Origin of the sequence: Sphingopyxis indica (genome assembly GCF_032879645.1) — a bacterium.
In the GTDB taxonomy this organism is placed as follows: domain Bacteria; phylum Pseudomonadota; class Alphaproteobacteria; order Sphingomonadales; family Sphingomonadaceae; genus Sphingopyxis; species Sphingopyxis indica.
Genome location: NZ_CP076394.1, coordinates 1,984,300 through 2,001,767 on the forward strand (window position 1 = coordinate 1,984,300; position 17,468 = coordinate 2,001,767).

A 17,468-nucleotide genomic window follows, 5' to 3' on the forward strand; every position below is an offset into this window, starting at 1 on the left:
GACCGTCATGCTCCCGCGAAGGCCGGCGCGCCGGGCGCGCCGAGGATTTGCGAGGGCTCGACACCGGCCAGCCGGCACACCGCCTCGAGCGGCGAAAGGCCCTGGCGCATCAGCGCCTCGAACGCGGCGACCTCATCCGGCGCGGAGGTATTGATCCAATAAGAGAAGGGATCGACGACCAGCCGCGCAATGCCGAGGCCAAGCGGAGAGTCGATGAACACCTCGGAATAGTGGGGCTTTGAATTGCGCACCGACTTCAGGAGGTCGAGGACGAAGCCCGAATAATCGAGAATCTTGTTGTCGACCGCGCGATCGTAGGTCGATCCCTGCAGGAGGAACCGGGTCGCGGCGTTTTCGAGGATGACCTGGCCGGTTCCGCCGAACAGCATGAGGTCGTTCATGCTCTGCAGGACGACGCCGAAGCTGCCGCGATATTTGCGCGCGCGTCGATAGCCCTGGCTGATCGCTTCGGCCAAACGACTGAGATCTTGCCCTGCAGTGGGCGTGATGAACTGGGCGGCTTCCTCGCACAGCACGAAGCGCGGGCGATCGCGCGCGGAGAGATAGAGTTCCTGGGTAACTGCGTTGACCACGACCATGACGATGACGTTGAACAGGTCAGGCATTGCCTTGAGGCGCTCGAGCTCGAGCACCACGAATTCGTCGTTGCGGATGTCGAGGGTCGAAGGACCGTTGAAATAATGGCCATAGGCGCCGCCCGACCCGAAATCGCGCAGGTTGAAGGCGAGCTCACGCGCCGTCGGCACGAGATGGTCGACGCGGTCGAGATCGGTCTCTACCAGCGAGGGATAGGTCCCGAGCCATTCGCGCACCGCGTCGATGCCATGATCGGCCCGCCCCGTGTCGATGGTCCATTGGACAGCGGACTTGAGCAGGTTCCACTCGGAGGTCGTGACGCCCTTGCGGGTCGATGCATTCGCCATTTCTGCGACGATCGCCACGGCCATCGTAATGGCCGACTGCTTGTCGTCGCCATCGAGCGCGAGCCCCATGTCGAAGGGGTTCAGAACCAGATGCTCTTCACCGATATCGATGTAGCGGCCCGAACAGAGCGTGCAGAGTTTCCGGTAGCTTCCGCCGATGTCGATGATGCGAATGAGCGCGCCGCAGGCATAATATTGCTGGCAGAGGTTGTTGAGCAGGAAGCTCTTGCCCGCCCCGCTCTCGGCCGAGACAATGAAATTGTAGTTGTTGATCCTCGGATCGAACAGATCGAGCGTGACGAGTTGGCCCTTGCGGCCGGTATAAAGCAACGCCGGACGCCCGCCGCCGCGAAAGTCGGTCTGGATCGGCGCCATCAGCACCGCCGCCTTCACCGGCATCCGAAAGTCCCGCTCGAGCAGGCGCAGCGTCGTGCGGTCGGGATAGAGCCCGAAGGGCAGACTCATCACGAGCAGCGTCGGATTGAGATAGCTCTCCTCCTGCATCGAGAAGGGCTGCGGCTCGCCCTCCCACAGCCGCTTGGCGCGCGCTGCGAGATCGCGGGCATGGGCACGGTCGCGGCCGAACACCCAGATTGTCGGGATCACCCGGACGAACTTGCTGTTGCCCGCCTCGTCGAGGATCCAGCCGATCTCCTCGATCTGCTTGCCAACCTCGACTGCGAAGCTGCCCGCCGCCTTCTGCGCCGAGAGGATTTGTGCGCGTTTGTGGATCTCGAACTGCGAATGATCGAACAGGACGTTGAGCGTGTAGAGGAACGGCCCGCCAATCTGGTCGCTGTCCTCGGACGCGCCGCGCATGCCGCCCATCAGACGATTGGCGCGTTCGGCGGTGATTCTGCGCGCCGGCGCCTTGGGCGTGAGGCAGCGCGCGACCTGGTTGCCAAGGAACACCTCCGCGCCCTCGAACACGAGATCGGGGCCCGCATCGATGATCTGCTTGGCGATCGGCGGTGCGCCGGTGGCCGATCCGTCGGCGAACACACCCGGCGCCGGATCGGCGACGCCGTTGAAGATGCGTCGATAGAAGGCGACCATCTCCTGCGGGGGCAGGCGGCGAATTCCGAGCTTTGAGAGCTGCTCCTCGACCTGCCGCCGCAGATCCTCGCCGAGCGGCCGCCGCGTCTTGATCGAGAGCAGCGTGCGGAAGTTGCGCACCGGGATGCCATGCAGCGCCTTCAGGCCATGACGACCCTCGCTCAGATAGGCATGGGTGCGCCGCGCCGAGGCCTGGATCAGCGGATCATCGCGGGTCTTGAGGTCGAGGAAGGCATCGAGTGCATCGTCGATCAGCGGATCGGCGAAGGTGTGGAGCTGGAGGACCGTCCCGTCCGGGAAGTGGATATTGAGGAGACCCTGCAGGGCGCCCTGGACATGGCCGAACATATAGGCGGTTGGAACCAGCTCCCAGGCATGCCCCCAGGTATCGTCGATGCAGAGAAATGCCTCTGTCTCGTCATCCCAGGCGACGAGCGGCAGATAGTCCGAAAAGCTGTCGCGCCGGACGGCATTGCGAAGGCGGGCGTAGGAGAGGCCGCTGCTCGATGCCGGCGGGCTCACCGCTTTGGCTCCGGTGCCGGGGCGACGATCGCCGGCGCGGGCGTGGTGGTCTCGCTCGACGCAGGTTCGCCATCCGGCGCGGCAGGTTCACGGACCTGCCCGAGAATAGGCGCTTGCGATGCGCGATCGGGCGCGCCGACAAGTGCGCCGCCCACGACCCAGACGGGCTTGTCGACCACCGAGTAGACGTACCGAGGCATATAGAGGCGATCCGGACGCTGGCGATCGGCATAGGGCAGGATCAGCGTGCGCACGGTACGCGCGGGCTTGAGCATCGGCGTGACCGGCGCTTCGACCAGGTCTTTCAATTCGCGGTAGACGCTGTCGCGATAGCTGCCATAGGCGTTGCCCGCGGCCTCGTTCCGCGATCGCGTGCTCCTGCGGGCGGTGTCCTGGCCGCGCAGCATGGCGCGGTCGTTGGTCACCTTCGGGTCGGACTTCGACGCGACGCCCGCGACCGCGTCCTCATAGGCCCGATCGGGATGGATGCACTGGCCGTGGTCGCTGTTCTTGCAGTCGAACTTCTCCGAATAGGGCGACATCATCGCGCCCACCGTCGCGCAGCCGCCCAGGGCTGCGAGCAGGCCGAACGAGAACAAGGTTCGATGGAGAGATTTGTAGGCCAGCACGCGCATGGCGGAACCTCCTGTGGATTGGGGAAGGCGTCGCATCAGAACTTGCTTCCGACCGATGGCTTGATCTCGAGCGCGAGACCTTCCTGAATGACGACCACGACATCCTTGGCGGCGCCGACTTCGACGACCGGGCCCGCCTGACGGGCGAGGTCGAGGTAGAAATCGGTGAGCTTGTCCGATGATTTGGAGAGGCCGCCGGCAATGCCCGACTTGGCGGCATCGCCCGCGTCGAGACTGCGCACGCTGCCGAGCGCCGAGGTCGAGAGGTTCCCGAACGATCCTTCGACCGATTGCGAGATACCGGCGATCGTCCCGGCAATGAACGACCGCGCAAGCGTCGCGCCGGCCCGCGTCACCACCTTGCCGGACAGCCCTTTCTTGCCGTCGGCATCGACGAAGAAGCCCTTGATCGCCTGGTCGACCACCGCATGCTCGTCGAAGTCGACGCAGCTTATGGAGACGAGCTGAACCTCGACCCGCTCCTTGGCGAGGCTTCCCGTTGCGTTGCCGATGACGAAGCAGCCGGAGAGATTGGCCTTGACCTCGTTCGGGAGCACCGCAGGCGCCTGGACGCGGGCGATGATCGGCTCGGGGTTACTTGTGGCGTCCCGGCTCGCCAACGCGTCGATCCCGGTCAGCAGCCGAGCCTTCATGAAACCAGGTGGCAAATAGATCGTCCGCTTGCCTTTTTTTGACCCGGCCCCGCCGCCAGCGCCTCCCTCCGGTGCTTGCGTGGCAGTCGCCGCGCCGATTGCGCCGACCTGTCTTTCCGTGGGTGGCGCAGGCGGCGCTGGTGGCGCAGCCGGCGCGCTCGGCGGCGCCGGGATTTCATCGGCAGATCCCCTGGCCTCGGGCGGCGCGGGCGGATAGGCTGGCGCATTGTCGGGAAGGGCGGGGGGCAAATCGCCGTCTCCGCCCACGCTCGGGGAATGGCCACCGCCGGCCACACCGGGAACCACCTTCCCTTCCTCGATCGCGGTCACCCGGTCTCCGAGCAGGGTCTGCCCGTCGAGAATCTTCTGAAGATCGCCGCGCAGCTTGACTTCGAGACTGTCGCCACGAAGGCCGGCGCCCATATCGAGGTTGGATGCCTGTGGCGCCTTGGGCGTTTCCTCATGACCGCTGCGGCTTGCCGTGTAGAGGCCAAGACCGAGCAGCGCGATCGAGGACACCACGCCCAACTGCTTGGCGCGCAGCTTCTGGTCGGACGTCAGCTTCGCCCACTGCGCGGGGAGGTCGAATAACGCGGGCCGGGCGATCGGCGCATGTTCGCTGCCTTCCCGGGGGCGGGAGGCGGCGACCGCGGACAGTCCCTCCGGGGTCTCTTCGGGCGCGCTCATTGCTGGGCACTCCGGCGGACGACGATCAGCCGCGCGGCCTCGTTAGGCCGCAACGTCAGCCGGTCGATCGTGATGGCAAAAATGTCGGCGCCGAGCGCCGCGTCGAGAAAATCGCGTTCGTCGAGCGTCATCGCCGCGCTCGCGCGCACCAGATACTCGCTCACCGAAAGCCCCATGCCCTCGACCTCGAGGCGCCGATGCTCGTCGAGCGACGCGCCTGGCAGGCCCGCGAGAATCAGCCGATCCTTCGAGGGCGCCACTTCGGAAAAGGACGCGGGCACCCGGTCCTGCAGGATTGCGAGCGCGATGCCCACCGCCCGCTCTTCTTCGACGAGCGGGCCAAGCAGCGCGTCATTGGCACGTGCGCGCTGCGCGCCGCCGGGGACCAGTGTCACGGTCTGCGCCGGAATGTCGGCGGGCTCGGCATAGAGGGGGTAGATCGCACCGTTGCAGGAAACGAAGAATTCCGACGGCGTCGTCACATAGGTGCGCGTTTTCGTGCCCATGTCCTCGGTCTCGAGGACGAGGAACTTGATCCAGGCGTCCGAGCCGCCTCGTTCGACTGCAAGACCCTTCTCGGCCGAGAATTTGACGTCGTCGATGTCGCCGCCGACGCACACGACATGATTGACGTCGCGGTTGGACAGCCGGATCCGGCTCGTCTGGTCAGGCAACGCCACGATCGATTGCGCGAAGGCAGCAGCGGGGAGGGACGCGACAAGCGCCCCCGCGAGGCAGGCGAGCCTCGCGCGATTACCGGACATCGGCACTGAAATTCTCCTCCTGGAGGGCGGTCAGCCAGAAGCGGCCATTCTCGAGCGCGTAGCGAATGCGCAGATTGCCTCGGAACTTGCGGATAACGCCGCCGATCACGCGGACCTTCTCGACGGGAACGAGGATCTCGCTGCCGGTCCAGGTGACCGGCTGATCGCCGCGGATGTAGGTCGCGATCGAGAGTGTCGGATTGTTGCCGAGTTCGTCGAGCAGACGGTTCAAGCTGTCGCGCAGGCCATTATATGCGCTGGGATGCGCGATCCGCAGCAGCTCCTGGAACTGGCGGTCCGCCGAATAGGCCGAATAGGTGCCGACCAGGCCGACGATGTTGAAGGTGATCGAACGGAGATAGCTCTCCGAAGGCTTGTTGCCCGTCACATAGAGATCGCCGTCCGCACCGAACGGCACGATTACGGTGCGTGTGTTCTGGTTCGAGGTGTAGATGAGCGTACCGAGCACCGCGGTGATGCCGAACAAGCCAGCGATCGCGATCTTCAGGAGCCGGTTCTCCTCGAACAGGTTCGCAGAGCCCTGCAGGTAGCGATGCAGGTGCCAGCTCGGACGCGTATCGCCGATCATGTCTGCCTGAGCCTTGCGTCGGAAGGGGTGTGCCATCGCGCTCACTCGAAGAAGCGGGTCTGGGTCGGACCCGGATAGTTGCGGAAGCGGGCGAGGCCCCAGCGCCAGGCCAGGTGCGGGATGAAACCGCGCGGCTTGGTCCGCTTCCAGGGAATGAAGAGGAGAAGAGCGCCGATGAGCGCCCAGCCGATCATCCCGCCGACGACGACCGCGACGAAGATCGTGGCCATGACGACGATGAATTCCTGGCTGTCGAACCAGAGGATCTGGACCGGCCGATGCAGGAACTGTGGCAGACGTTCGTCCACGCCCTTCTCCCTTGCTTCACCACGCCGCTGGGCGTGGTCTCCGGAAGGTGACCATCACCCTCCGTTCCGGTGGACGGGCGCCGGCAGACCGGCGGCCCGACCTGTCTTCAGATCAGCATGCCGAAGGTCTGGAGGATCGAATCCGCCTTGATGAGGCAGACCGCCGCCACGATCGTCGGGATGCCGATCATGATGTTCGAGAAGAGCCGCGAGACGCCGAACAGGAACGCGGCCACGCCGCCCACGAAGCCGAGAGGCCCCTTGACGCCCTGGTTCACGACGATGTCGTAGATGTCGTAACCGAGGTCGCCGGCGGCGGGCGCCGCGAACGCATGGGCCACACCGGCGGCAGCGAACGCGGCCAGGATGAAAAGGGCGGCCGCGTCGATCGTGCGGAACGTCCTTCCCCGGATCAGAGTCAACATATGTAGTCTCCTTGTCGTCAATGAAGCCGTCCCGAGCATGCTTGCCGGCACCGATGGTGATCGTGTCCGGCCGGCGACGGCGCTGGACGGCTCCTGGAGGCGCGCTCCCGCCGGCATTCCGGTCCTCGCGGGCGCCATGGCGAGCGCACTCCAGCGAGGTCCGCCTAAGTTCGACCGGTTCGCCCTCAGGGGCTGGCCTTGGCTTTCCGCGTTTCCGCGTCGAGAAAGGCCTCGAGTTCCGCCTGCTGGAAGCCGGAAATGAGTCTCCCGTCGACGAAGAGGGTCGGGGTGCCCGAAACGCCCATCTTGCGGACGGTCTCAGCGTCGCGGACGACCTTCTCGGCGCCGGGACGGCATTTGTGCAGCGTCGCAGGCTGAGCACCGGCATAGACGGATTTGAAGGTCGCCTGCTGGTCCGGGGAGCAAAGGATATGCTCGGCTTTTGCGGCTGCCTGCGGGTGAATGCCGCTCACGAAGTAGATGAGACGCTGAACCGGCTTCCCCTCGGCTTCCTTGGCGAGCCAGAAACGCTCGAGCGCCTGGCAATAGGGGCAATCGGGATCCGTGAACTCGATGACTTTGGGCGCGCCTGCGGGACCGATCACGAGAGCATCGGCGGGGTTGATCGCGCCCAGCCGCTTCCTAGCGCTGGTGTCCTGCGCCAGCGCCGTCAGGTTGACCCCGTTCTTGTCATAGATCGCGGCGAACAGGAGGTGCTGGCTCTCCGGTGCGAAATAGATGACTCGTCCGCCCGCAATAGCCTGATATATTGGGCCCTTGACCGGCGCGGGACCGAAATCCTCGAAAGTCAGATTGGTGAAGGTCTGGCGCAATTGACGCTGAGCCTCCGCGGCCGCCTCCGTGAGCGGCTCGGGGCTGTTCTCTTGCGCATAGGCAGGCGACGATGCGCAAAGCAGCGCGGCCAGGATCAGTTTACCGTTGCGGGACATCGGAGGACTCCGGACGAATGAGGGAGGTGTGCGCGAAAAGGCGGCCGTCGAGCGTGAGCGAGTTTCCAAGTTTGATGGCTGCGGGGAGAGGCGTCGGGGGCGGCGCGGGGGCAGGTGCGGCACGGCCGGGCTTTTCGCGGATCGCGAAGCCGGTATCGCTCTGGACAACCGCGAGTTGGGCAGTGCGAGCGCAAGGGTAAGCGTCGGCGTCGGCTCGAGACGTCTGGGCGATGGCGGGGGTGGCGCCGATGGCGAGTAGCAGTGCTCCTGCACGCATGGTCGGGGAGCATGGAAAGTCCATGGCACACGTCTCCTCGTGGCGCCGCGAGGCGCTCGGGTCTGGGGTTTGGGCAGTCCGGTGCGGCGGGGCTGGAACTTAGGGCTCGAAACCCCCGCCGATCCGGTGCGCCCCAAGCAATGACCATCGGGAAAGTCCGCCGCAATAGGCAGGGCACTGAAGTGCCGAAACGGCGAAACAAAGCATAGGAGAAGCAAAGCTGCTCAAATGAGCAGATGAGCGCTGGAAAGAACGGGTTCAGGCGCAAGCGGCAATAAAGTGCCGCTTTTGTCTCGCTTCGTCGCGGAAATGCACCCGCTCGGGATCCGGCGCGGGTGTTTGAGCGCTAGTTTTGGCAGGAGAAGAAGGCGATGGGCCGAGCACGACGCAGCTTCAAGCTCCGACTTTCACCGGCCGGATTGGACATCCTGATCGATTCGCATTGCCACCTGATTCGCGTCACCAGGTCGCTTATCGCCTGGGGCACGACACTCCACGTCGCGATCGAGTATCTGAACAGCTTGCCCACGGATAAGATCGTCGATCAATTGAAGAGGCAGGAGTTGAGTTGCTTCGGTGGAGCAGAGGAGCATCACGTCGGCGCTTCCTGTCAGCTCCGGGAAATCGCAACCAGCATCACCGAACGCGTCCACGAGGATTTGCCTGGGTTCCGACAACCCGCTCTTGGCACAATCTACATCGTCGCGCTCATGCAGATCACAAAAGCAGACCACGGCGCATTGCTGCGCGCTTTTGATCGCGCCTTGCAATCGGGAGCAAGAACGCCGGCCCCGCGCGATGCCAATGATCTTGTTGGATAAGTCCCGACAAGTTGGCCGAGGTTCCGTTTGACGTGGTGGTAAGTACACCTTAGCGTCTGATTCATGGAATTGCCTTGGCGGGCGGTATCTCCCGTAAGGAGACGCGGATATGTCGCATCATATAGCGACTTCCGTTGCTGAAAGTCCGATCCTGTATGTGAAGGTTCAGTCGGGACGGCAAATAGAAGAGGCACGGAAGAAACGGCGCCTGACGCAACGCGACTTGGCGCGCGAACTCGGCATGGGAGTGCGTTGGCTTCGGGAGATCGAGGCCGGCAACCCACGCTCTCGATTGGATGACCATCTCGCCTGCGCTTATCGCCTGGGCCTGTCGACTGGCCATATCCTCATTCCACTCCTCTTCGCGGGGCAGAAGATGTGCTTTCCGCGGCAGTTGGCAATGGGTGACCTCAGCGATCTCGAGCGACTTTGCATCGAGATGATCGCCCAGCGAAACCTGGATCACTTGACCCAGGCACTTACACCGGCTTGGACGAACCCCCCGATCCCGGCAGGAGCGGGGATGTGATGTCGGCGATGGACCCTCCACTACAGGAGCGTGTCTATCTCGGCCTCAAAGCCGACTACCTGGCCGGCCACTTCGTGCCGGGCAAACGGATCGACCTCCAGGACCTCGCCAACCGGTATCATTCAAGTAAGACCCCCGTCCGGGAGGCAGCTTTCATCTTCGTAGGCGAGGGTCTCTTCGTGCACCATGCCGATGGAGGCTTCCTTGTGCCGACTCTGGAGCCAGCAGTACTCATCGAGCTTCTGGACTGGCACATGCAGTTGCTGATCACGGCCCTGACGACCCTCAAGGAATCGGCTGTGCGTCGCGCCCTGCAACCGTATTCGACCTTAGGTGGCGAAACATCACCAGTGTGCGTCGCACTTCGAGCTATGGAGATTTTCTCATCATTGGCCGAAGCGACAGGAAACCGCCAAGCTACTCATGAAGTGCGCAGATTGAACGAGCGCCTTCACTATGCCCGGATCACTGAGACTGCCGAGACGACCCATGCCGAGAAGGAGTTGGCAATATTCGCCAGCATGGAGGTAGGGAATTTCCACAAAGCAACTCGCCGACGAATTGAAGCCTATCATGCAAGGAAAATCGCCCGTCAGCGAACAATCATCCAAAAATCCTCATAGCAATTATTATTGCAGTAAATTCAAATAGATAGTAGCTGTCTTTCTTTCGGGAATTGGACCAGTTGAGCATTGTTCGGGCGCACTAGCGGATATTCCGCCAATCTGTCTCGATATATTCGCCCCCATAGACCCTGAGACACCGCTAGCGTGGGACTGCCGCTTCTATCGCGGTAGATGAAGAGGAGTGTGTCATGGAACGCAACAACGATCGCAATGCCGACGAGCTGCTCGATCTCGGCTCGGTGACCGCCGAAACGAAGGGCAATGCCCCGGGCCTCGGCGACTCGTTCACGCTGCAGCAGCAGCAGGCCGGCATCGGTCTCGCCGACGACTGACTTTCGGGCGTGCGTTCGCTGCGGTGGACGCACGTTCGTACCGAGGGGCTCAGGCAATGTATTGCGGCGTTCCAGAGGATCTCCCTTATTGTGTGGTGGGGCAGTCTGTCATCTTTCTTGATATGAAAACGAGCAGATACCTGGGCCTCCCGCAGTCAAGCGCTCCGGCATTCTCACGACTGATCGCCAGCGACGGCGAAATCGATGAGAACGATCGAGGGAGTTTGATGCCTCTTTTCACCCGCGGATACCTGACGCAGATTCCCGGGCCGCAAAAGATGCCCCGCTGCCCCGAAATAGCGGCGCCGAGAACGGACTATGTCGCAGCCAATTTAGGTTCGGCTCCTCCAAAATATGTTCTTCGAGCAGCGCTTGCGCAGATCGGCATGGCGGCTCGCCTTGCGACCTTCTCACTGCCCCAGATACTTTCCTGGCTCCGTTCCCGGCCTTTGCCCGATACAACGACGACAGCAGATCAGGAATTGCAACTCCCGCAGATTGCCTCCGCGTTTGCCTCCGTCAGCTACGCATTTGGGCGTGCCGACCGATGCCTTCTACGTTCTCTCGCTATGTTTGCGCTATGCCGCAAATTCGGAATCCTTACAAATCTTGTGATCGCCGTTCGATCGGATCCTTTTTCTGCCCATTGTTGGGTTCAACGCGAGAGCACAGTCCTAAACGACAGCGTTGAAAACGTCAGAACCTATATTCCGATATTGGTGACCAAGTGACAGCGCACTTTGCGGCCATTTGCGGACGTCCAGAGGCGATCGCCCGGGTCGCGGCCACTGTTGCCGACCAATCTGAAGTGGAAATCTGTGAAGTATCGCCTGGCATCTTCCTGCTGGTGAACGATCCGACCTCTGTCCACATTCTTCCCGAGCAATGCGGCGTCATAATCGGGACGCTGTTTCATCGCTACGGCCCGCCGGAAGCCGTTCACAGCCTAGGCTCGGCCGACAGTAGCGCTATCGTAGCCACAGGTGGAGAACTGCTTCTGCAGCGATTTTGGGGAAGCTATGTAGCCATCTTCTCCACAAATCGTGGTCTGATGGTGCTGCGCGATCCCTCCGGCACGATGCCCTGCCACTACATCATCCGCCAAGACATGGTCGTTCTTGGCTCAGATCCAGAACTGCTCTTGAACATTGCGTCGCTCAGACCCGAAGTGGATACCCGGGGCCTCCTGCACTCCATCGCATTCCTCGGATTGCCGAGCGAACGTACAGCGCTTGATGGCGTCAACGACCTTCTCCCGGGAATGAGCATCCGTGTCCAGGATAATGACGTAGTCGTAGAAGTTCGTTGGAACCCGTGGGACTTCGTTGCTATTGCTCAAGGAGAAGACGCGCAAGAAAATATAGTGCAACTCCGGCGGCGGATCGAATACTGCATCAGTAGTTGGGCCAGCGTTTATGACCGCGGATTGGCCGCAGTTTCGGGAGGTTTGGATTCATCGATTGTGGCTGCGTGCCTAGCGAAGACAGGCGCCCTGCAGGCCTGCTTAACCCTGGTGACCAATGATCCGCTTGGTGACGAACGGCCCTATTCCGGTCTCCTTGCGGAGCATCTTCATGTGCCCATCGCCGAGGAGTATTATTCTATCGAGGATATCGATCTCGATCGGTCATCGGTAAGTCATCGGGCACGACCGTTCGGACGGCTCGATGCCTTGGCATATGACGCCGCAGCAGTAAGGACTGCTAATAGCCTGGGGTCGACAGCGATATTTTCAGGTAATGGCGGCGATAACGTGTTTTATTTGAGCCATTCGGCTAGGGGATGGGCGGATCGCTATCTTGCTGAGGGCATATCGTGGGGCTTGGTAGAAACGGCCCGCAACATTTGCCAAGTCACCGGGGCCAACCTTTTGCAACTCTTGCGACACGGCATTCAGGCGGTACGCCTCGCTGATAAGCCATACAAATGGGTTCCCGATACCGCGTTCCTTTCGGGCGATGCGATCGCCGCATTGGTTGATCACGAAATCACCCATCCGTGGCTAAGAACGCCGCCAAACGGCAGCTTGCCCGGGAAAGCAGCTCACGTCGCCATGCTCATGAGGATGCAACATTCGATAGAAGGCTACGCAGAGCGCGCTGGCGTGCCGGTTATTCATCCACTCGTTTCCCAACCGATCCTCGAGCTTTGCCTAGCTATTCCGACCTGGCAGCAATGTTCCGGCGGTCGGGATCGTGCGATTGCTCGAAGCGCGTTTGCGGGAGCGTTGCCGGCTTCACTCATCGAGCGCCGAAACAAAGGGAGCCCGCAAGGTTTCGCTTTTGAGGCTTTTCGGCACTTCCGCGCCAATATACGCGAACGCCTGATGGACGGGTGGTTGATTGAGAACCGCATACTGGACAAGCAAACCGTCGAGGCAGCCCTTGAGCCCGACGTACGCCATGACAGCAGAGCAATGCTCCGGCTGTCGCTGTTGGTGGACACCGAGGCTTGGATAAATCAGTGGCGCCACCGTGCTAAAGATGCGGCGACTACGGCCCCGGATTTCGACGCTCCTGGTTTGTCGCCGACGATACGCGCCGGATAAACCGAGGGTTGATCAATTCCGAAAACCGGAGCCGCCTATGTCAAGGTTGAGCGACTTGCTCGGCTGACTTTGCCGACGCGTCTCTAAAGCTGTCCCATTCGCTTGGACCTTCAGCACCGCGTAACCAAAAATCGAACCATCTTAGGTTCCGCTCATAAGCGGCCAATCGGTGAGCAGGCTGCCATTTGAAATGATACTCTCCCGGAAAAACATAAAGCGCCGCCGGCTTCCCGGCTTGTCGGAGAGCGGTATAACTCGCAACCGCCCCTCTAAACTCGTCGTCTGCCTGTTGCATCAACAGCGGAAACGTCACGCGCGGGGCATTCCGGATAAGCGACATTCGATCCCAGAATGCCGATTGCTCGTCTATGAGCGACGGCCACCCAGCCTCATGAAATGCGGTCGCCGCTGCCGGGCCAATAAAGGCATCCTGAAACGGATCCCAGCAACAGCCGCTGACCGATCCCGCCTTGAACAAATGGCTATTGATCGCCGCATACTGGACCGTGGAAGAGCCATCGCTCAACCCTGTTATCCCGACTCGTTCTGGATCGACGATACCACGGTTGATAAGTGCGTGAACGGCGAGCTCAATCGACGACAATACGCTCCGTCGATCCTTAAAATCCGTCAGGAGTCGTCGCTCCAGTTCGGTCCTATTTTCCGCATCGGGTATCAGCCGGGTCGCGCTCGGGCGCTGAACGCTGAGCACCGCGTATCCATGGTTTGAAAATAGCTGGATAGGAAACTCATCCCCAACACCGCCTCGCAGAAAGCCCCGAGAAATATATTGGACGACGATCAACGGGTAGGTTTGACCAGGGATATAGCCAACAGGGTACACAAGGTCGCCGAATGTTTCGACGCCGAAGTCATTCGTCCAATGAAGGCGCTCCACCTTTCCCAACGAGAAGCGTGAGAAATCCGGGTTTGGGTCGAATAGGACCTTGTCCCGTCGGGATGACAGATTGAGGACGATCAACTGCCGCGGAACATTAGACTTCTCCCGTGCGCACATCAAATTTCCACGGAGCGGCTGACAGTCTAAAAGCAGATCCGGAGTCGAATATAGTTGAACAGGATCAGATTGACCCGGTGCCCATTCGAAAATTGCAGTTTCGCTGTCCGCCCAACCTTGATGCCTGATATAGCGCACGCGCTTGCCGCTGTCCGTCCACCAGAGCTGATACGCTCCTCCGCAAGCTGCCGCCGCGCACAGGACAGGCCGGCCATCGACCCCATCCGCGTGAAGTTTGCTCGATCTTCCTAGGACTTGATCGCCGTCTTGTTCGATCCATGCGCGACGGCCCTCCGATTGCGTCGCCGAAGTCTCTGCGGGCAGGCTCGAAGCTTTCGATAGATATTCAGCGTCTCCGGACGACGCGGGCTCGATCGCACCGGTGCCGATATCGATGCTCAACAGTGCCTTGCGATTCGTTGGAAATGCGTCGGGGGTACTTGCCGAAAGCGGCATGAAGCGGTCGTCATAGTGGAAGCCCCGAGATCCTTCCTTTGTCAGCGCATCTCTCATCGCCGGATCTGGTTGTCGGCTCGAGAAAATCAAGCGAGTGCCATCCTCCGCCAGAACTAGATCTTCCACATCACCTTGAACATGCGAGAGCTGCTCACTCATTTTTCCATCGGAAGAGGCGCGCCATATCTGTGATGTTTTTCCTGTACGTTTGATAAAATAGACTGCCCGCCCGTCTCTCGACCAGACTGGCGCTATCGTGGCCGGAAACCCGGTATTGAGATTGACTCCGCCGATTCCGGTCACGACCCTTCGGATCAGATCGCCACCTTCGTCGATTGTAATGGGCGTGGAGCCCGCAAGATCCATGACCACTAGGCGAAGCTGGTAGCTGTTCGAATCCGGGTCTGCCTCCTGAATCGCAAAAGCAACCCGTTGACGGTCTGGTGAAAGTGCAAAGGCATGAGGGCCCACCTCGGACGTCATGGGTCCGATGTCCCGAATGCGAACGAGATCCTTCGCGCTCAATGGCCTATGCAGGCGAATGCCCGATGATTCGCGCTGTCGTTCTATGGACGCCCGACCAAATGCCTGTCCTGCGAAAGGTGTATAGCAAAGGGTTGTCGCTAACAGCGACCGCATGATCAGCCCCGGAAGCATTCAAAAGGCTTTGGATATGGAAAAACTGACGAAGCGGCCTATGCTTGGGAAATTCGTCGAATCGTATGGATAGGACTGGGAACTGAAGGTACGAACAAACCCCGGTTTTTCATTGAGGATATTGAGGATCGAGAGGGTGAGGCTCATACTTCCGAAGACGCCTTCCACGCCGTCGGTTTTGAGTTGCGCGACAACATCAACTGACTTGTAGTCTCTAACCCGCACGTAGGGCTGAGAACGATTGTCGAGCGAACCACCGATATAATTGAAGGTGCCGGCAAGCGAAAAGTTGTCCCGCTCCCAGAATATCGATGAGCGTGCCCGCCAATGTGGCGGACGAAAAATGATGCCAGCCATTTGTACGACAGCTTGGCCTGCGGACAATTGTTGTTCGCTCTTCAGGTAACTTCCGGCTGCATTGATTCCGATTTGATCTCGATGGGTTAGGGCGAATTTATAGTCTGCCGCAAGATCAATACCCTCGATGGATTGGCGGGCAGCGTTTTGCAGATAGTTGCTAACGATCGCGACAACATTCGCGGTTTTCGGATCACCGCCGCCTTGATCATAAATTACGGGCACATGGGAGATCGCAGCGAGGACCTGGTCGGTGGTGGGATTGAGAACAACGTAGTTGCCATAAATGGCCTGGAACGCCTGCGAGTTCGAAGGAATGGGCGAAACGACGCGGTCGCGGTACTTCACGCGAAAGTAGCTGACGTCGATCCGGAGATTCTCGACCGCCCGTGGCGTAAAGGACGCAGTGGCGGTCCAATTGGTCGCCCGCTCCGGTTTCAGATCGGGATTCCCTCCCGCCAGGTACAGGACGGTTCCAGGTGTCGGACTCGGCGGAAGGAAGAAGGTGGCCCCGATCTGCGAGGCGCCGATCTTGGGTTGTCCAGTTTGATATAGCGTCGGGGCTTTGAAAGATTTCCCCCAGCTAAATTTCAAGGCGAGGTCACTGCTCGGAGCATAGATGAGTCCGAGCTTGGGAGTGACCACGTCGCCGACCGAAGAAACATCCTCATAGCGGATCGCGCCGGACAGAATGAGGCGGTTGACGAGACGAATATCGTTATCGGCACTAACGAGTGGAAGCTGAAACTCCCCATAGGCATAGAGCGTATGCTGATTTACTGTGAAATCAGCGAATGTAACTGTCGCTCCTCCCGATCGCGCTGACGCGTTGATGTCGAAACTGGCGTCTCTTATGCCCAAACCTGCGGCAAACTTTGCCGGGCCTCCCGGCGCGGCGAAGAGAACTCCGGTGGCGCTAGCCTCGAACGAATTCAGGCGGTTTGTATAGAGATTGCGCTGAGATTGGCTCAATGCACCACCGAGAAAGGAGTCGCCCCCTTGATCCGTCTTGCTTTCGCTTACGGTTCCTGCGAGGCGGAATTCCCAATGATCGCCAAGTTCCATCTTGAGGGTTGGGGACAATGACCAAGACCTTGACAGAACTGAGATGTCATTTCCCGAATACACACAGTCAGCAGTCGCCGAAAAAATGACGCAGTTGTTGCTGCGCCTGTTGTTAAAGGATCCATCTACTTCGAACGTGACATTGTCCGTGAGTCTTTGATGACCTGCCACGATAGCGCTATATTGCCGCTGACCCGTGACAAGCATGGCGGTCGGAAAGAGTCGCTGCGTGTAGGAGCGATCGCCCGCGGTGATCGGAGTCGAATGGCGATAGTCGAAAGCTGCCATCAGACCGCCGGATTGCCAGCGCTTTCCGGCGATTATGCTATACTGCTGTTCGACATCACCGCCGTCGGTAGCCGCGCCGAACCGCGCTGAGGCCAGCGCGCCATCGAAATCCCGGCGCAGAATTACGTTTGCAACGCCTCCAACCGCGTCGGATCCGTAAAGGGCCGATGAACCATCGGTGACAACCTCGACACGGTCGACAGCAATGAGCGGTATCGCTGAGATGTCGACGCCTTGGCCTGAAGCATCATAGGATACTCTGTGGCCGTTTACGATCGTGAGGGTGGCATCCGGCCCAAGGCCGCGCAGGTTGAGCGCCGAAGATGACGTAACATTTTCAGAGCCGCCTTGCCCGCCTCCGCCGACACCCGGATTCTGACCGCCCGAGTAATTCTGCACCAGATCGCGAGCAAAGGCACCCAAATCGTTGATGCCGCGCTTTTCGATTTCGCTTCTTGTGCTTACAGTGAGCGGCGAAACGGGCTCGCCCCCGCGAATTCGTGATCCCGTGACCACGATCTCGCTTTGGACCGCCGAGCGATCGCTCAGATCGCCCGACGGTTCCGATCGCCCCCGGATGATGATGACATCCTTTCGATATTGGGCGACGAGATCGGACCCTTCCAGTAGCAGCCGGACAGCTTCATCGGCGTTGAAAGTGCCATGCAGCCGCGGCGCGGTCTTTCCCAGCACCGCTTCGGAGTTGAAGATGATCTCCTTGCCCGACAGGCGGCTGACGGCCTTCAGCGCTTCGCCCAGGTCCTCGGCTTCAATGTTGTACTCGATGCGCCGCTCTTCGGCGGCAAGGGCAGGGGCGGCCGGCACGAGCGCGCCGATCGCCACCGCTGCAAGGAGAGCACACCGAAACCGAGACCCCATTCGAACCATCTTTGCCCCCGTTTGAAACTCCCGACAATTTGGCGGGATTTTCAGGGAGCATCGCAACAAAACTGCAACCTAC

At 60.7% G+C, this 17,468-nt stretch carries 16 protein-coding genes; 6 read left to right on the top strand and 10 right to left on the bottom strand.

The features are described 5' to 3' along the window. Positions 1 to 5 precede the first annotated feature (5 nt). The 8 genes from KNJ79_RS09370 to KNJ79_RS09405 all read right to left on the bottom strand — a co-directional run bounded on the left by KNJ79_RS09370 (position 6) and on the right by KNJ79_RS09405 (position 7,533). On the bottom strand, positions 6 to 2,522 hold the full coding sequence (locus tag KNJ79_RS09370) for a TraC family protein (protein ID WP_317153723.1): 2,517 nt from the start codon (positions 2,520 to 2,522) through the stop codon (positions 6 to 8). Then, positions 2,519 to 3,157, bottom strand: coding sequence for a TraV family lipoprotein (locus KNJ79_RS09375; RefSeq protein WP_317153724.1), 639 nt, complete (start codon positions 3,155 to 3,157; stop codon positions 2,519 to 2,521). The genes KNJ79_RS09370 and KNJ79_RS09375 overlap by 4 nt, the downstream gene beginning before the upstream one ends. 35 nt (positions 3,158 to 3,192) lie before the next feature. Further along, positions 3,193 to 4,497 carry a TraB/VirB10 family protein gene (locus KNJ79_RS09380; protein ID WP_317153725.1) on the bottom strand — a complete coding sequence of 435 codons (1,305 nt, stop codon included), beginning with the start codon at positions 4,495 to 4,497 and terminating at the stop codon, positions 3,193 to 3,195. Continuing rightward, positions 4,494 to 5,261 (bottom strand): type-F conjugative transfer system secretin TraK, encoded by a 768-nt coding sequence (locus KNJ79_RS09385; protein WP_317153726.1) that lies wholly within the window; start codon positions 5,259 to 5,261, stop codon positions 4,494 to 4,496. The genes KNJ79_RS09380 and KNJ79_RS09385 overlap by 4 nt, the downstream gene beginning before the upstream one ends. After that, positions 5,251 to 5,850, bottom strand: a complete 600-nt coding sequence (locus tag KNJ79_RS09390) for a TraE/TraK family type IV conjugative transfer system protein (protein WP_205451971.1) — start codon at positions 5,848 to 5,850, stop codon at positions 5,251 to 5,253. The genes KNJ79_RS09385 and KNJ79_RS09390 overlap by 11 nt, the downstream gene beginning before the upstream one ends. A gap of 41 nt (positions 5,851 to 5,891) precedes the next feature. Then, positions 5,892 to 6,158 (bottom strand): type IV conjugative transfer system protein TraL, encoded by a 267-nt coding sequence (locus KNJ79_RS09395; RefSeq protein WP_086486190.1) that lies wholly within the window; start codon positions 6,156 to 6,158, stop codon positions 5,892 to 5,894. A 107-nt stretch (positions 6,159 to 6,265) separates the two neighbouring features. After that, positions 6,266 to 6,583: a hypothetical protein gene (locus KNJ79_RS09400; RefSeq protein WP_317153727.1), complete on the bottom strand. Its 318-nt coding sequence runs from the start codon at positions 6,581 to 6,583 to the stop codon at positions 6,266 to 6,268. A 185-nt stretch (positions 6,584 to 6,768) separates the two neighbouring features. Next, complete coding sequence (locus KNJ79_RS09405; protein ID WP_317153898.1) at positions 6,769 to 7,533, bottom strand: DsbC family protein; 765 nt, start codon at positions 7,531 to 7,533, stop codon at positions 6,769 to 6,771. A gap of 696 nt (positions 7,534 to 8,229) precedes the next feature. Here KNJ79_RS09405 and KNJ79_RS09410 point away from each other — a divergent pair. The 6 genes from KNJ79_RS09410 (at position 8,230) to KNJ79_RS09435 (ending at position 12,666) form a co-directional block, all read left to right on the top strand. Continuing rightward, positions 8,230 to 8,631, top strand: a complete 402-nt coding sequence (locus KNJ79_RS09410) for a hypothetical protein (RefSeq protein ID WP_317153728.1) — start codon at positions 8,230 to 8,232, stop codon at positions 8,629 to 8,631. A gap of 109 nt (positions 8,632 to 8,740) precedes the next feature. After that, positions 8,741 to 9,160, top strand: a complete 420-nt coding sequence (locus tag KNJ79_RS09415) for a helix-turn-helix domain-containing protein (RefSeq protein ID WP_317153729.1) — start codon at positions 8,741 to 8,743, stop codon at positions 9,158 to 9,160. After that, positions 9,160 to 9,783: a GntR family transcriptional regulator gene (locus KNJ79_RS09420; protein WP_317153899.1), complete on the top strand. Its 624-nt coding sequence runs from the start codon at positions 9,160 to 9,162 to the stop codon at positions 9,781 to 9,783. Before KNJ79_RS09415 ends, KNJ79_RS09420 begins: the two co-directional genes overlap by 1 nt. A gap of 191 nt (positions 9,784 to 9,974) precedes the next feature. Then, positions 9,975 to 10,118 carry a benenodin family lasso peptide gene (locus KNJ79_RS09425; protein ID WP_317153730.1) on the top strand — a complete coding sequence of 48 codons (144 nt, stop codon included), beginning with the start codon at positions 9,975 to 9,977 and terminating at the stop codon, positions 10,116 to 10,118. A gap of 23 nt (positions 10,119 to 10,141) precedes the next feature. Next, entirely contained in the window at positions 10,142 to 10,849 is a 708-nt protein-coding gene (locus KNJ79_RS09430) for a lasso peptide biosynthesis B2 protein (protein ID WP_317153731.1), read from the top strand. After that, complete coding sequence (locus KNJ79_RS09435) at positions 10,846 to 12,666, top strand: asparagine synthase-related protein (RefSeq protein ID WP_317153732.1); 1,821 nt, start codon at positions 10,846 to 10,848, stop codon at positions 12,664 to 12,666. The genes KNJ79_RS09430 and KNJ79_RS09435 overlap by 4 nt, the downstream gene beginning before the upstream one ends. A gap of 40 nt (positions 12,667 to 12,706) precedes the next feature. Here KNJ79_RS09435 and KNJ79_RS09440 read toward each other — a convergent pair whose 3' ends face one another. Further along, on the bottom strand, positions 12,707 to 14,623 hold the full coding sequence (locus KNJ79_RS09440) for an Atxe2 family lasso peptide isopeptidase (RefSeq protein ID WP_317153733.1): 1,917 nt from the start codon (positions 14,621 to 14,623) through the stop codon (positions 12,707 to 12,709). A gap of 174 nt (positions 14,624 to 14,797) precedes the next feature. Beyond that, entirely contained in the window at positions 14,798 to 17,350 is a 2,553-nt protein-coding gene (locus KNJ79_RS09445) for a TonB-dependent receptor (RefSeq protein WP_317153734.1), read from the bottom strand. Positions 17,351 to 17,468: the final 118 nt, after the last annotated feature.